The following is a 13,314-nucleotide window of genomic DNA, read 5'->3' on the forward strand; positions in this document are numbered from 1 at the left end:
AGCCGCACGTAAACGGGCCGCCATCAGCGGCCCGCTTGCGTTAGCAACCGGACAAAACAACGCAAATCGTCGGATTTGCAACTGGAGACAAACCCTTCCGGTTTGCTCCAAAAAGGGGTATTTTGCTACAGCAAAAACCCGAACTATTTTGCCCATGGCAAAAACGTCGTGACGCGGGGTGGAGCAGCCCGGTAGCTCGTCAGGCTCATAACCTGAAGGCCGCAGGTTCAAATCCTGCCCCCGCAACCAAATTTTACACGCTAGATCAACATCAAAGCCCTCCCATCGCGGAGGGTTTTCTTGCGTTTTAGGCCTAGCACACGGCTCGCACAATGGACCCCTTCGGTTTCACGGGGACTCCAAAATGGATGTTGGTAACGCTGACCGCGTGTGATAGGTTACATGTAACCACTGCGGACGGAGCAAAATATGGCTTTTGTATCAAAGCGTATACCCTCGCGGGTGAAGGTTGGAGAACACCGTGCGCGATTGCGCGCTCAAGGCTTGCGCCCGATCCAGATTTGGGTGCCGGACGTGCGGGCGCCATCGTTCAGGGCTGAGGCACACCGCCAGTCGCTCGCGGTCTCTGCGAGCGTGCACGCCGCAGAGGATCAGGCATTTATCGACGCCGTGTCTGATTGGGATGATGAATGAGGCGCGGCGATATCTGGACCGTCGCGGCTGGCAAGGACTATGCGGGCAAGCCGCGTCCCGTCGTGATCGTGCAGGACGACAGTTTCGACGCTACGGATTCGATCATCATTTGCGCCTTCACATCAGCCGAGACCGAAGCTCCGTTGTTCCGGCTTGTTGTTCAGCCAAACGAGCGCAACGGCCTGCCCACGCAGTCCCGGCTGATGGTGGATAAGATCACCACCGTCCCGAAATCGAAGATCGGCGGGCAGGTTGGAAGGCTTGACGATGAGGACATCGTGCGACTCAATCAGGCGATGCTGGTTTTTCTCGGGCTGGCCGCGTCGCCAAGGACAAAAGGAGAGGTTTGATTGCCGGAGATCTGGCAGCGACGATGAGTTGCGCGGTCTTTCAATTCCGCTGATTGCAGCCAGTTCTTCGCCATGCCCGTACTGCGATCTTTTCTGTTTTTGTGGTGCTGGCGCTGTTGTGGCTGACCGTCATCACGGGTACCGGGCGTGGAAAGGTTTTGACTGGGCCACGACGGATCGCTTGTTCAAGCCAAGCGCTCGCCAAGATCAAGACGCGGAGGTCAGATGAGGGCAGCGGCGCTCCCGGTGGCGATCTAACGATCCGGCGATCGAGGAGCGTGCGGGTGTCACGTCAGCAGGCAAGATCGCAGCAGGTTATTACCTCCCTGCGATACCACAAAGCTCTGTCTGCAGCGGCTTTCGACGTTCGGCCACCGGGCGCCTCGACCGCCCGGGCGACTTCTCGCAACCAAACCAAAGAGCTGCTGGCAGAGGCAGCGCCGAGCGATCTCGGACGAGAATCGTTCATTCGACCGCGTATTGATAGCGATCTGCGAACACTGCGTTTGCGGATCTGCTCTTCAATCGGCCGGCGGGAGATCACACATACCAGCGACATGACCGCCGCAATGGTCGAGGAGTTGGCCTGCGCGATGGGGCCGGCCTGGCGTTCTGAGTCGGTGCTTTCTAGCCGGCTTTTAGGAGTGGACGATATGACAAATTGTGATTTCTTGAATACGCCCCATCGGGATAACCGCTTGCGCGACTATTTTGGCGATCCGGACGGCGAGGGCGAAAAGGAATATCGGGAGCACGTCTCCGCCCACCGACTATCACTCGGTGAGATCATTGTTGTCGTGGCGGCCGTCGTTCTCATCGCCGGCATGGGCCTGTTCAATCAGGGCAGTTCTCCAGTTTCGAGCTCCGCTGTAGCTGCGCTGCAGTCGGAACATCGCCAGCTTCCATCTCTGATGCATTGCGACGATGACGACGCCGATCTGGCTCTGGCCTGCCAGCCTTAACGTGGCGCCCGTCACCGCGGATCCGGACGACACCAGCCCGCGGGGCGGCCTGCCTCTTCGTCACCACAACGCGTGGAAGTGCTGCACCGGTCCGTGACCTGATCCAACCGACAGCGTATCGGCCGCCGCGACTGCGCTGGAGAGATAGCGCTTTGCAGCACCGATAGCCTGACGGGGCGATGCGCCCTTAGCGAGTTCGGCAGCAATCGCGCTCGATAGCGTGCATCCGGTACCATGGGTATTGGCCGTCACGACGCGTTGCGCTTCAAACCAGCTTGACGCTTCCGCCGTCGCGAGTACGTCAGGGCTGTCCGGCCCCAGCAGGTGACCCCCCTTGACCAGCACGTAGGACGGTCCGAGTGAGAGCAGCCGTGCTGCCTGCTCGGCCATGCCAGATCGATTTTCGGCGATCGGTTGATTGAGAAGCGCTGCTGCTTCGGGCAGGTTCGGCGTCAGGACCGTTGCTATGGGAAGCAGGCAGCGCACCATCGTGTCAATGGCCTCGCGGGCAAGCAGCGGAGCACCGCCCTTGGCAATCATGACAGGATCGAGAACGACAGGAACGCCCCGGAGTGGCGACAGCGCGTCGGCGACCGCCTCGGCGATGTCTGCATTGGCTATCATGCCGATCTTGACCGCATCGACCCGAATGTCGGCAAACACAGCCTTGATCTGCTGAGCCACGAACTCAGGGGGAACGAGATGGATCGCGGAGACCCCTTGCGTGTTTTGAGCAGTCAGCGCGGTCAGCGCAGCCATGCCGTAGACGCCGAGCGCCGAAAAAGTCTTCAGGTCGGCCTGAATGCCAGCCCCACCCGAGGGATCGGAACCGGCAATGGTGAGAACGTTGCGGATCATCGCTCGAACCTCCTGATACGCGACGAGATGGCTGTTGCGGCGACATAAGGATCCGGCATCCCGCAAATGGCGGACACGACAGCCAGACCCCGCGCGCCGGTCTCAAGAACGGAGCTGACATGCTCTGCCTTCAGTCCGCCGATGGCGACAGTCGGAACAGGGGCGAGTACGACAAGCCTAGCAAGCCCCTGGTAGCCGATCGGCTGCTTGTGGTCCGGCTTCGTCGGCGTCGCGAATACCGGTCCAGCGCCGGCATAGTCGACCAGCAACGGATCAATTGCCGCTGCGAGCGCTTCAGTTTCCACCGAAAGGCCGATGATCATATCCGAACCGACCATCGCGCGAGCGACCCTAATATCGATGTCGTCCTGTCCGATATGCAAGCCGTCGGCGCCGATTGCCAGCGCCGCGTCGATGTCGTCATTGATGATCAGCAGTGCACCGGTTCCGGCAAGAGCTGATTTCAGAGCCCGTCCGGTTTCGACTATCTTTGCCGTTTCCGCATGTTTGTCGCGCAGCTGCACCATCGTCGCCCCGCCCGCGACCGCCGCCCGAGCCGTTTCGATCATGCCGATACCAGCGCAAAGGTCCGGGTCGAGCACGAGATAGAGCGACAGGTCAAATGTCTTCATACGGCTGCAGCCCTTGCCTCTAGATCAAGCGCTGCTGCGTCCAGCGCCGCCAAAGCATCGAGAAAGTGCCAGGAGAAAGATCCAGGACCCGCGGCTCGTTGCGCCGCCCGTTCGCCGGCGACCGCGAAGGTGGCGAGTGCCGCGACAGTCGCATCAAACGGGGCATCGGGCGTGGTTGCGGCAAAGGCGCCGACGAGGCAGGTTAGCGAGCAGCCAAGCGCGGTCACCTGTGGCATCAGCGCCGAGCCGCCGGCGATGCGAGTTGACCGCCTGCCATCCGTGACAAAATCCACCACGCCGGTCACGGCCACCACAGTATCGTGTCGCCGCGCCAGTTCGAGCGCAGATTCTTCCGCCTCCTCGACGGCATCCTGGCTGTCGACACCCTTGCCGCTGCTCACTCGTCCGGCAAGCGCGATGATCTCCGATGCATTGGCGCGAACGATTGTCGGAGACAAGGCCATGAGATCCGCCGTGGCAGCGCGTCGGAATGCCGTGGCATAATGCGCGACGGGATCGAATACCCATGGCTTGCCTGCCTTCGTGGCCGCAATGGCGGCGGAGCGCATGCCTGCCAGCCAATCCGTCGACAGGGTGCCGATGTTGATGGTGAGAGCGCCGGCAATTGCCGCAAATTCGCCAGCTTCCTCGTTGGCATGGACCATCGCGGGCGACGCGCCGGCGGCCAGCAGAACATTGGCTGCGACGTTCATGGCAACGAAATTGGTGATGCAGTGTACGAGCGGCGCCGCCTTGCGCATCGAGGCGAGCCTCGTTCCCACTGTCATGGTGATATCCATCGTACCCCTTTCTAGGTGGGGCAGGCGCCGGGGGCAAAACGCGCGATGTGCGAAAGCCCGAGCGACTCCCTCCGCCAGCATGATCTGGTTCAGGTTCAAAGGGTACATCTCAGCCCGACTTACCACGGACGCCCCTGTCTGCTGCGGTTTTCGCAGAGAAAGGGGATCATGTCATCAGTTAATTGTCATTGCGACAAGGACGCAGGCAGATCAGCTTCTCAAAAAATTCGACGGTTTCAGGCGGGCTCAATCAGGCCGAGGACCGCGACAAGCACAAGGACTGTGAACCCGAGAGCGATCTCAGCGATGCAAGCAAGCCTTATGATATTGGAGGTCCGTGTCGGCGTCTTTCCGATCGAGGGCACGAAGACGTAGCGATTGATAACCGCAAGGGTGACCATGCTGACGACGAGTGCGATCTTTGCAGCAAGCATGGCCTGATAGGGCGAGGACCAGTCGGTCGGCAGGCGCTGAAGGACAAGGAATGTATTGGCGATCCCTGAGCCAATCACGAGCATGACCGCTCCGTGGCCGGCGTTCGAAAAACGTCGCAGCGCAATCTGGGCGTCAGCCCGAAAGTCGTCGCTGTCGAAATGCTTGAGAATGGGCAACAGGGCCACGAGCGCGCCGATCCAGGCTCCGCTGGCCAGAACGTGAATGACATCGTTGCTCCGGTGCAGAAGTCGCAGCCATCCCTGATACATCGAGGCGTGGCCGGTCAGCACGAGAAAAGCAAGGCAGAGCGCGGATCCGAATGCGATCGATGCCATGCGCTTCTGCGAAGGCAGGGCGAAGGCAAGAGCAAGGATGACCGCCGCTGCTGTTTGCGCCAGCCAGGCCTGCCCGACAGTCGTTTCCAGAAGAACGTCTCGGATCGTGCCGGGGTCGATGGTGTTGCCCCAGCCGTCTCCGATAGTGCCGGCTTCAAGCGGCAGGAACAGAACGGTCGTGCCGATAGCAATAACCGCTGCGACAACAGGCATTCGACCAAGGGCATGCCACGCGGCAGCTGCCAGGCGCCCGGGGACGAGAAGGCAAAGGAAGGCCGAAGTGCCCCAAAGAAGCATCAAGGATGCGTTGTGGAAGAAGCGGCACGCCTCGAGCGCTGTCTGGAGGTCGATCAAGGCTTCACGGTGAAGGTGAATGCGCCATTGGTCTTGTGTCCGTCGGCGGAAAGCGCATGCCACTCGACGGTGTAGGCGCCAGGGGCGAGCTTTTCGGACAAGGGGACCATCAGTGCGACATTGCCGTCCATCAGCATGGCATCACCGGTCTTGACTGCGTTCTTCTTCGGTCCGGTGACCTTCACGCCGGTAAATTTAAGGTTCAGTTCCTCGCTAAACGTAAGATCCAGCTCCGCCGGCGTAATGACTTCGCTCTTGTCTGCGGGTGTCGACGATTTGAGGTGGGCATGTGCGAAAGCCTGGCTTGAAAGACCTGTGATGATAACGCCCGCCATCCCGAGCTTGAAGACTATCTTGAACATGAATGTTTCCTTGGGCTTAAGGCAAATGACGCCGACAATGCAGCAAATGCGATAGGCTCGGCGCTGGCGGCTGTCAATTATCTGCAGGACAAGCCCCGATCGTCGTGACGCTATGCCGCAAGTCAATATGTCGCGTGAACCTTTGGTTCAGCAAAGCGCGTTATTCGGATGGTAGCAAACAATTATCACCTTTGAATAAATCTGGTAACAGATCGCATCAGCTGGCAGATAAGGCGCCGGCGCGCAGCAGGCCTTTGCGGAGGCTTACTAAAGGAGTGTCATGGCGGGAAATCAGACGCGGGGATTGTTCGGGGCCAGGACCGATCAGGTGCGCCGAAGAGACTTTATCGACAATGCGTCAACGCCGACCTACGCCATCGGCGACGTTCACGGCTGTCATGATCTCCTCGCCGCGCTGGAAGGCAAGATCATTGCCGATGCGGCTCGCTTGCCTGGGCGAAAGCTGATCGTCATGCTCGGCGATTACATCGATCGCGGCCCGGCATCCGCTCGCGTGATCAGCAGGCTGATTGCGCCTCCTCCTCCCGAGTTTGAGCGCATCTGCCTGACCGGCAACCACGAGATCACCATGCTTGCCTATATCGACGAGCAGATCTCGCTCAGCGACTGGCTCTCGATGGGCGCCGAGGCGACCCTTCAATCCTATGGGATCGACGTGGCCCACCTCGCACGCCAGCATTCGTCTCAGAAGAAGCTCGATGATTTCATTCGATCGTCGCTTCCCGCAGCTCATATCGAGTTTCTCCGCAGCCTTCCGGTGATGGTCGATACACCGGCGGCGCTCTTCGTCCATGCCGGCATCGATCCGGATCGGTTGATCGCCGATCAGCTGGACGAAGACCTGGTGTATATTCGCTCGCAGTTTCTCGATAGCCGGCATCCTATGCCGAAGCTAGTCGTCCACGGGCACACGCCTGTGAAGCGGGTCATGGCCAACGGCGAGCGGCTGAACCTCGACACCGGTGCCTTTCGGTCTGGAACGCTGAGTGCAGCACGCTTATGGCGGGGTCGCGTCCACATCACTTCGACATGACAATGGAGCATCGGCCTTCGAAAAGGCCGATGCATTGCCGGCTATAGATTGCCGATGCAGAGATATTTCATTTCCAGATAGTCGTCGGCGCCATGGCGCGAACCTTCTCTGCCAAGGCCCGATTGCTTGATGCCGCCAAAGGGCGCCGTTTCGGAAGACATCAGGCCAGTATTGATGCCGATCATGCCGTATTCGAGAGCTTCGGCCACCCTCCAGACTTTCTTCATGTCGCCGGCATAGAAATAGGCTGCAAGGCCGAACTCCGTATCATTGGCCTGCCTGATCACGTCTTCGACGGTCTCGAAGCGAAACAGCGGCGCGACCGGGCCGAAGGTTTCCTCACGCGCAACCGTCATTCCTCGCGCCACCTCGGTCAATATCGTCGGTGCGAAGAAAGTGCCGGCGCCATCGATGCGGTTGCCGCCGAGGATAACCTTGGCACCCTTGGAGACCGCGTCGCGGACATGGTCCTCGACCTTGGCGACGCCTTGCTCGTCGATCAACGGTCCAATGGTGACGCCCGCCTTGAAGCCGTCGCCTACAGAGAGCTGCTCGACTTTCCTTGCCAATTTGCTCGCAAAGGCGTCGTAAACGTTGGATTGCACGTAGATGCGATTGGCGCAGACGCAGGTCTGGCCGGCATTGCGATACTTGGAAGCAATCGCGCCTTCGACGGCGGCGTCGAGATCGGCATCATCGAAGACGATGAAGGGAGCATTGCCGCCAAGCTCCAGGCTCACCTTCTTGATCTGGTCCGCGCACTGCCGCATCAGGATACGTCCGACCTCGGTGGAGCCTGTAAAGCTGATCTTGCGCACCTTCTCGTTGCCGCAGAGTTCGCGGCCGATCGCCGGGCCATCGACGCCGACAATGATGTTCAAGACGCCGGCGGGCATGCCTGCTCGCTCCGCCAGAACCGCAAGCGCGATCGCCGTCAGCGGCGTTTGCTCCGCAGGCTTGGAAACCACGGTACAGCCGACGGCAAGCGCCGGCGCGACCTTGCGGGTGATCATAGCGGCTGGAAAATTCCAGGGCGTGATCGTGCCGACGACGCCGACCGGCTGCTTGATGACGAGCATGCGCTTGTCGGTCTGGCCGGCCGGGATCGTCTCGCCGTAGATGCGCTTGGCCTCTTCCGCATACCATTCGATATAGGCGGCTGCGTATAGGATTTCTCCGCGTGCCTCGGCAAGCGGCTTGCCCATCTCGGCGGTCAGGATCGCGGCCAGCTCATCCGCATTGCCGACTATCAGGTCAAACCATTTTCTTAAGAGGGCGCTGCGATCCTTGGCAGGCAGTGCTGCCCAGGCCGGCTGCGCCGCATAGGCCGCGTCGATCGCCGCGGTGGTCTCCGCAGCCCCCATATCCGGCAGCGAGGCCAAAATCTCGCCGGTCGCCGGGTTGACCACGTCGAAGCGGCCGGTCGCGGCCCCGGCTGTCCATTTGCCGTCGATATAGCCGCTGTCGCGCAGGAAATCGCTGGAGGAGAGGTGGCGGGTAAGGGCGTCTGTAAAAGGCATTGTTTGAACTCCAGGAAACGGATGGCCCGGCCTGGTTCGGTCGGGCAGGATGGTTCAATTCGGTCGAGGTACCGGTGCTACCTGCTGGTGTGCGCCTCAAGAAGAGACGCCTCCAGAATGTCGAGCGCCTCCCCAAAGACGTCGTCCTGAATGGTGATCGGTGCCAGGAACCGAATAACGTTGCCATGAACGCCGCAGGTCAGCAGGATCAGGCCCTTTTCAAGGGCGATGAGACGCACCCGGTTTGCAAACTCGGCGCTTGGCAGCTTGGTCACGGCATCGTTAAGTTCCACGGCATTCATGAAGCCTGGTCCGCGGATGTCGATGATCTCCGAGATTGTCTCCCGCAACGATTCGAGGCGCTGTTTCAGTCGATTTCCCAATAGGTTGGCACGATCGCACAGATTCTCATCGGCGATGACGTCGAGCACTGCATGGGCCGCGGCGATACCGATCGGGCTGCCGCCATAGGTACCGCCGAGGCCGCCCGGACCCGGTGCATCCATGATTTCGGCCCGGCCGGTGACGGCTGCGAGCGGAAAGCCGCCGGCAAGGCTCTTTGCCATCGTCATAAGGTCGGGAGCGACGGTATGATGGTCCATCGCGAACATTTTGCCTGTGCGGGCAAAGCCGGTCTGAACCTCGTCAGCAATCAGCAGGATACCGTTCTGGTCGCAGATCTCGCGCAGCGCGGTCATGAACGCGGTCGGCGCCGGATAGAAACCGCCTTCGCCCTGGACGGGTTCGATGATGATCGCCGCGACGCGTTGCGGATCAACATCGGCGGCAAACAGCTTCTTCAGCGCCGCCAGTGATTGTTCGACCGTGACCCCGTGCATCGGTACGGGGAACGGGGCATGAAAGACGTCGCCCGGCATCGGGCCGAAGCCGACCTTGTAGGGCACGACCTTGCCGGTCAGCGCCATTCCCATGAAGGTCCGGCCATGAAAGCCGCCGCCGAAAGCGATGATCGCCGAGCGACCGGTGGCGGCCCGGGCAATCTTTACGGCATTTTCGACAGCTTCGGCGCCGGTCGTGACGAAGATCGTCTTTTTGGCAAAATTTCCGGGCGCCAGCTCGTTCAGGCGCTCGGCCAGCTCAACGTAATTCTCGTAAGGCACGACCTGATGGCAGGTATGGGTAAACCGATCGAGCTGCGCCTTGACGGCTGCGATGACGCGGGGGTGGCGATGGCCGGTATTGAGAACCGCGATGCCGGCGGCAAAATCGATGTAGCGGCGGCCGTCCTTGTCCCATATTTCGGCATTCTCGGCGCGATCGGCATAAATCTGCGTCGTCATGCCAACGCCGCGGGAAATGGCGGCATTCTTGCGGTCTGTCATGGTTGTTGCGGTCATCGACATGAGCCCTTGAATTTTGCGAATTATCTTGCAGAATTGTAGTAGGTAAAAAAATCTTATATTTTTTCTGTAGGACTTCAAGTGGCATTTTGTAACAGTGTCATTTGCTTGGCGGCAGGTTCGGCGAATGCTGGAAATCATGCTAACCAACGGAAAAACGACAATCAGGGATATTGGCTGATGAACAACACCGCGCCCGTGCGTTACAAGGTTGCGGAAGCCGCGCGCTTGGCAGGCGTTTCAGCGTCAACGCTCAGGCTTTGGGAAAGTCAGGGTCTTGTTATCCCGTTTCGTTCCGAGACGGGCCACCGGCAGTATAGCGTCGACGACGTGGCACGACTGAAACGGATATCATGGCTGAGAGCCGAGCGCGGCCTCAATCCGGCGGCCATTCGCGAAGCGCTGGAAGGCGAGGATCTGCAAGATGCCGGTGCCGATGCCACCGATACCGGCGCGCCATCGGAAATAGGGCGGCGCCTGCGGGCCCTCCGTCATGCTTCCGGCAAGACCCTCGATCAGGTCGCTGCGGATATCGGCACTACCGCCTCGACCCTCTCGACACTGGAGCGAACATCGCAAGGCGTCAGCTTCAAGACCCTTCATGATATCGCCAGCTACTACGGCACCACCGCCTCGCGGCTCTCGGGTGAAGAGCGATCCGAAGCCTCGGAACTCGTGCGCTCGGGCGAATGGCGGGCATGGCCGGCAACGACAACGGGGGTGACCGTCCAGCTTCTGGCGGAAGGTCCGGCGATGATGGACTGCCATCGCTTTGTGCTGGCTGCGGGTGCAACCAGCGAGGGCGCCTATAGCCACGACGGCGAAGAGTTCCTGCACGTTCTGTCAGGACGACTGGAGCTTGTGCTCGATTGCGACCAGTTCTTCGATCTTGGGCCGGGGGATTCGCTCTATTTCGAAAGTCGCCGGGACCATTCCTGGCGCAATCGGCATGACGGAGAAACGGTCTTGCTCTGGATCAACACGCCGCCGACATTCTGAGTTCGGCCTGCCGAAGCCTGATGGGGGCTGTATCGTCGGCCGCTCCTCTACGCTATAGCGGGCCGAACGAAGATTTGTTGACAGACCGGGACTGGAGAGTTTCATGGCCGCCACCATCCGTTATCACGAAGGCGATATTTCCACCGCCGATGCCGCACGTTATACCGGCGCGATCGCAATCGACACCGAGACGCTGGGGCTGGTTCCTCGGCGCGACAGGCTTTGCGTCGTCCAGCTCTCGCCGGGTGACGGATCTGCCGATGTCATCCGCATTGCCAGCGGCCAGAAGCAGGCGCCGAACCTGGTCGCGATGATGGCCGATCCTTCACGCCAGAAGATCTTCCACTACGGCCGTTTCGACATCGCGGTACTGTTCAACGCCTTCGATGTAACGACCGTATCGATTTTCTGCACCAAGATCGCCTCCCGTCTTTGCCGGACCTATACCGACCGCCACGGTCTGAAGGACAACCTAAAGGAAATGCTTGATATTGACATCTCCAAGGCGCAGCAGTCGTCGGATTGGGCCGCCTCGACCCTGTCGCAGGCCCAGCTCGAATATGCCGCGTCCGACGTGCTCTATCTTCATGCGTTGCGCGACAAGCTGACGGAACGCCTGATCCGCGATGGCCGCATGGCGCATGCAGAGGCTTGCTTCACCTTCCTGCCGACCCGTGCCAAGCTCGATCTGCTTGGATGGGAAGAGACGGATATTTTTGCCCACAGCTGAGCCCTCAGCGCTCACTTTCAAACGAAAGCCGGCGCCCCAAACCTGGGCGCCGGCTTTTTTGTTAGTACTTCGTTAACGCCACCGGAAGTATGCTCGACGCTTGATATGCATTCGGTAGGCGCCATGAGGCGCCCGGCCCATCTCAGCGGCTATGGAATGCGACCTGCGCAAGCGGGCTAATTGTCTCCCGCTTCCATCATCTATTGCAAGAAAAGGAGCATGCCATGTTGCCTCCAATTCGCGCAGTTTCCGGTGTCGTGGCCCCCGTAGTCCAGAGTGAAGCGGCCGTCGTTTCCGAGACGCTGTCCAGCCTCGTCGCCGCCCCCGATGCTGCGGTTGCCTTGTCCATGGCTGCGAGCGCCGGCGTCGAAGGCAAGCTCAACATGCTGCTGATTGCGGCCCGCGCGCGCATGGTGGACAGTCTGTTTGCAGCGATCGATGCGATCAGCGCCGCGCTCAACACGCCGCAGAAGCAAGGCGAGACGACCATAGCCTTCGCACTGCGCCTTGCCGACAGCATCGGCAAGCTCACGCCCACCCAGCTTGACAACGTCCAGCAGCAGGTGAACCCACAGGTAAAGGCACTGCCGTTGCCCTTGATTGCGCAAGCGCTCCAAGAGCCGACCGGCCCTGCTGCGGCTCAGGTCGTCGCCTATCTCGAAGTTGTCAAATACAAGGAGCGAGATCTGGCAACGAAGGCCGTTGTCGGTTCCTATGGTCTTAACGACGGCCAACCGGATGCACCCGTCGCGGCTGAGATGCGGCCGCAGGCCATGAAGCAAATGGACGCGCCGACCATCAATCCATCGGCCGGGCAAATAGTGGCGGGGAAAGCGATGTCTCCCTCAGCCGATGCCGTTGGGACGTTGAAAACTCCACCAACCCCGGCCGCAGATCCCGCACTTTCCACACAGGCGCCCGAAGTCGGACCCGAGAAGGCCGAAAAAGCCGGAGTTGTTGTTCCGCAGGGGGCAGCGGTCACCAGCGAGGCCAAGAATGCCAAGGTGGCGGCTGCCGTTTCGCTCCCGATCGCCACCGCCGTGCCGAACGAAGCAACACAGAGCCCAATACCAGTGAAGGTCTCTCTACCGCCGCAGACGGATTTGAGCGCGCAACCACAGCCGGTGGCTCAAGCATCGGTGCCGCGTCAAATACAGCAGATCGAGGCCGCCGTTCAGGAAGGGCTGAAGGTCGTTGTACATCTTGCAATCGAAGTCGCCGGCCCGGAGCTCCTGCAGATCATGGCGCAAGGCGAGCCCCTGGCAGACAAGGTGGTTGCTCAAGCATTGGTCGCGGACATGATGGACAGCGTCACGCTTCAGTCCCTGCCACAGACGACCGCTCCCGATCCAACCAAAGCGCCTGCCGTCGCCTTGGCCTCAGCGTCGACATCCCAACCGATCTTGGCAAGTGAAGAGTTGAGCCAGACCGGCCGCGCTCTCTTACCTGCAAGCGAACCGCCTGCCCCTTCGGCAGTCCCTGTGACCGGCGCACAAATGCAGGCCGTCGTTGTCCCGGTGGTCGGGGTTCCCTTCGCCATTGCCCAGTATCTCCCGACGCATGAAATCGTCGATGAGCGCGAGGATATCTTCATAGATAGCGTCGATCCGGTCGATGACGAGAAACAAGGCCAAGGGCAGCCCGGCGGGCAGGCGGAAGAGGACGCGGCAGATGGTGAAGAGCCGGAAGATCAAGCTCCAGCCCGGCCGATCAGTCTAGCGTCAGAAGATGACAGCGACGGCATCGCAGCAAAAGAGGCGCCAAAGGCAAGTGTCGAGCCAAAGCAGCTTGCCTTGCCCGCCTCCGTACCTCTCGAGCCTCTGCGTGATCGTGCCTATGATCTATATCAGCGAATGGTAGGCTGGGACTGATACCCGAACCAGCAGGGCAATGAAAAGCCCGCCGGAT

14 protein-coding genes, 1 tRNA gene and 1 riboswitch are annotated in these 13,314 nt (G+C 60.4%); of the genes, 8 read left to right on the plus strand and 7 right to left on the minus strand.

Annotated elements, in window-relative coordinates; genetic code table 11:
* Positions 1–172: 172 nt before the first annotated feature.
* From AB4Z52_RS24535 to AB4Z52_RS24550, 4 genes are all read left to right on the plus strand, one after another.
* Positions 173–249 (plus strand) — tRNA-Met (locus tag AB4Z52_RS24535).
* Between the two features lie 180 nt (positions 250–429).
* Complete coding sequence (locus AB4Z52_RS24540) at positions 430–654, plus strand: antitoxin MazE family protein (protein ID WP_442220512.1); 225 nt, start codon at positions 430–432, stop codon at positions 652–654.
* Positions 651–1,004 (plus strand): type II toxin-antitoxin system PemK/MazF family toxin, encoded by a 354-nt coding sequence (locus tag AB4Z52_RS24545; protein ID WP_442220513.1) that lies wholly within the window; start codon positions 651–653, stop codon positions 1,002–1,004. Before AB4Z52_RS24540 ends, AB4Z52_RS24545 begins: the two co-directional genes overlap by 4 nt.
* A gap of 557 nt (positions 1,005–1,561) precedes the next feature.
* Complete coding sequence (locus tag AB4Z52_RS24550; protein ID WP_442220514.1) at positions 1,562–1,966, plus strand: hypothetical protein; 405 nt, start codon at positions 1,562–1,564, stop codon at positions 1,964–1,966.
* Between the two features lie 60 nt (positions 1,967–2,026).
* On the opposite strand, the gene thiD is transcribed toward AB4Z52_RS24550, so the two are convergent.
* The 5 genes from thiD to copC form a co-directional block, all read right to left on the minus strand.
* Positions 2,027–2,824: a bifunctional hydroxymethylpyrimidine kinase/phosphomethylpyrimidine kinase gene (gene thiD / locus AB4Z52_RS24555; RefSeq protein WP_442220515.1), complete on the minus strand. Its 798-nt coding sequence runs from the start codon at positions 2,822–2,824 to the stop codon at positions 2,027–2,029.
* Positions 2,821–3,456, minus strand: a complete 636-nt coding sequence (thiE, locus tag AB4Z52_RS24560) for a thiamine phosphate synthase (protein ID WP_442220516.1) — start codon at positions 3,454–3,456, stop codon at positions 2,821–2,823. Before thiE ends, thiD begins: the two co-directional genes overlap by 4 nt.
* Positions 3,453–4,244, minus strand: coding sequence for a hydroxyethylthiazole kinase (gene thiM / locus AB4Z52_RS24565; protein ID WP_442220517.1), 792 nt, complete (start codon positions 4,242–4,244; stop codon positions 3,453–3,455). Before thiM ends, thiE begins: the two co-directional genes overlap by 4 nt.
* A 61-nt stretch (positions 4,245–4,305) precedes the next feature.
* A riboswitch (TPP riboswitch) is annotated at positions 4,306–4,402 on the minus strand.
* Positions 4,403–4,492: 90 nt separating this feature from the next.
* Positions 4,493–5,380 (minus strand): copper homeostasis membrane protein CopD, encoded by an 888-nt coding sequence (gene copD / locus AB4Z52_RS24570; RefSeq protein WP_442220518.1) that lies wholly within the window; start codon positions 5,378–5,380, stop codon positions 4,493–4,495.
* Complete coding sequence (gene copC, locus AB4Z52_RS24575; RefSeq protein WP_442220519.1) at positions 5,377–5,742, minus strand: copper homeostasis periplasmic binding protein CopC; 366 nt, start codon at positions 5,740–5,742, stop codon at positions 5,377–5,379. Before copC ends, copD begins: the two co-directional genes overlap by 4 nt.
* A gap of 280 nt (positions 5,743–6,022) precedes the next feature.
* Here copC and AB4Z52_RS24580 point away from each other — a divergent pair, with 280 nt between their 5' ends.
* Positions 6,023–6,796, plus strand: coding sequence for a metallophosphoesterase family protein (locus AB4Z52_RS24580; RefSeq protein WP_442220520.1), 774 nt, complete (start codon positions 6,023–6,025; stop codon positions 6,794–6,796).
* A gap of 41 nt (positions 6,797–6,837) precedes the next feature.
* Here AB4Z52_RS24580 and AB4Z52_RS24585 read toward each other — a convergent pair whose 3' ends face one another.
* Positions 6,838–8,316, minus strand: a complete 1,479-nt coding sequence (locus AB4Z52_RS24585; protein ID WP_442220521.1) for an NAD-dependent succinate-semialdehyde dehydrogenase — start codon at positions 8,314–8,316, stop codon at positions 6,838–6,840.
* Between the two features lie 77 nt (positions 8,317–8,393).
* Complete coding sequence (locus tag AB4Z52_RS24590; protein ID WP_442220522.1) at positions 8,394–9,674, minus strand: 4-aminobutyrate--2-oxoglutarate transaminase; 1,281 nt, start codon at positions 9,672–9,674, stop codon at positions 8,394–8,396.
* Between the two features lie 183 nt (positions 9,675–9,857).
* Between AB4Z52_RS24590 and AB4Z52_RS24595 the strand changes: the two genes are divergently transcribed.
* The 3 genes from AB4Z52_RS24595 to AB4Z52_RS24605 all read left to right on the plus strand — a co-directional run bounded on the left by AB4Z52_RS24595 (position 9,858) and on the right by AB4Z52_RS24605 (position 13,277).
* The gene (locus tag AB4Z52_RS24595; RefSeq protein ID WP_442220523.1) at positions 9,858–10,676 is read left to right on the plus strand and encodes a MerR family transcriptional regulator; all 819 of its coding nucleotides are present in this window, start codon (positions 9,858–9,860) and stop codon (positions 10,674–10,676) included.
* Between the two features lie 103 nt (positions 10,677–10,779).
* Positions 10,780–11,406 carry a ribonuclease D gene (locus AB4Z52_RS24600; protein ID WP_442220524.1) on the plus strand — a complete coding sequence of 209 codons (627 nt, stop codon included), beginning with the start codon at positions 10,780–10,782 and terminating at the stop codon, positions 11,404–11,406.
* A 224-nt stretch (positions 11,407–11,630) separates the two neighbouring features.
* A complete protein-coding gene (locus AB4Z52_RS24605; protein ID WP_442220525.1) occupies positions 11,631–13,277 on the plus strand; it encodes a hypothetical protein in 1,647 nt (548 codons plus the stop codon).
* Positions 13,278–13,314: the final 37 nt, after the last annotated feature.

It is taken from the genome of Rhizobium sp. 2YAF20, from assembly GCF_052114685.1.
Lineage (GTDB): Bacteria > Pseudomonadota > Alphaproteobacteria > Rhizobiales > Rhizobiaceae > Rhizobium.

What these genes read in the sequence shown, in the direction of transcription:
- AB4Z52_RS24540 (WP_442220512.1), top strand. Translation starts at nt 430, where the DNA reads ATGGCTTTTGTATCAAAGCGTATACCCTCGCGGGTGAAGGTTGGAGAA.
- AB4Z52_RS24545 (WP_442220513.1), top strand. Translation starts at nt 651, where the DNA reads ATGAGGCGCGGCGATATCTGGACCGTCGCGGCTGGCAAGGACTATGCG.
- AB4Z52_RS24550 (WP_442220514.1), top strand. Translation starts at nt 1,562, where the DNA reads ATGACCGCCGCAATGGTCGAGGAGTTGGCCTGCGCGATGGGGCCGGCC.
- thiD (WP_442220515.1), bottom strand. Translation starts at nt 2,824, where the DNA reads ATGATCCGCAACGTTCTCACCATTGCCGGTTCCGATCCCTCGGGTGGG.
- thiE (WP_442220516.1), bottom strand. Translation starts at nt 3,456, where the DNA reads ATGAAGACATTTGACCTGTCGCTCTATCTCGTGCTCGACCCGGACCTT.
- thiM (WP_442220517.1), bottom strand. Translation starts at nt 4,244, where the DNA reads ATGACAGTGGGAACGAGGCTCGCCTCGATGCGCAAGGCGGCGCCGCTC.
- copC (WP_442220519.1), bottom strand. Translation starts at nt 5,742, where the DNA reads ATGTTCAAGATAGTCTTCAAGCTCGGGATGGCGGGCGTTATCATCACA.
- AB4Z52_RS24580 (WP_442220520.1), top strand. Translation starts at nt 6,023, where the DNA reads ATGGCGGGAAATCAGACGCGGGGATTGTTCGGGGCCAGGACCGATCAG.
- AB4Z52_RS24585 (WP_442220521.1), bottom strand. Translation starts at nt 8,316, where the DNA reads ATGCCTTTTACAGACGCCCTTACCCGCCACCTCTCCTCCAGCGATTTC.
- AB4Z52_RS24590 (WP_442220522.1), bottom strand. Translation starts at nt 9,674, where the DNA reads ATGACCGCAACAACCATGACAGACCGCAAGAATGCCGCCATTTCCCGC.
- AB4Z52_RS24595 (WP_442220523.1), top strand. Translation starts at nt 9,858, where the DNA reads ATGAACAACACCGCGCCCGTGCGTTACAAGGTTGCGGAAGCCGCGCGC.
- AB4Z52_RS24600 (WP_442220524.1), top strand. Translation starts at nt 10,780, where the DNA reads ATGGCCGCCACCATCCGTTATCACGAAGGCGATATTTCCACCGCCGAT.
- AB4Z52_RS24605 (WP_442220525.1), top strand. Translation starts at nt 11,631, where the DNA reads ATGTTGCCTCCAATTCGCGCAGTTTCCGGTGTCGTGGCCCCCGTAGTC.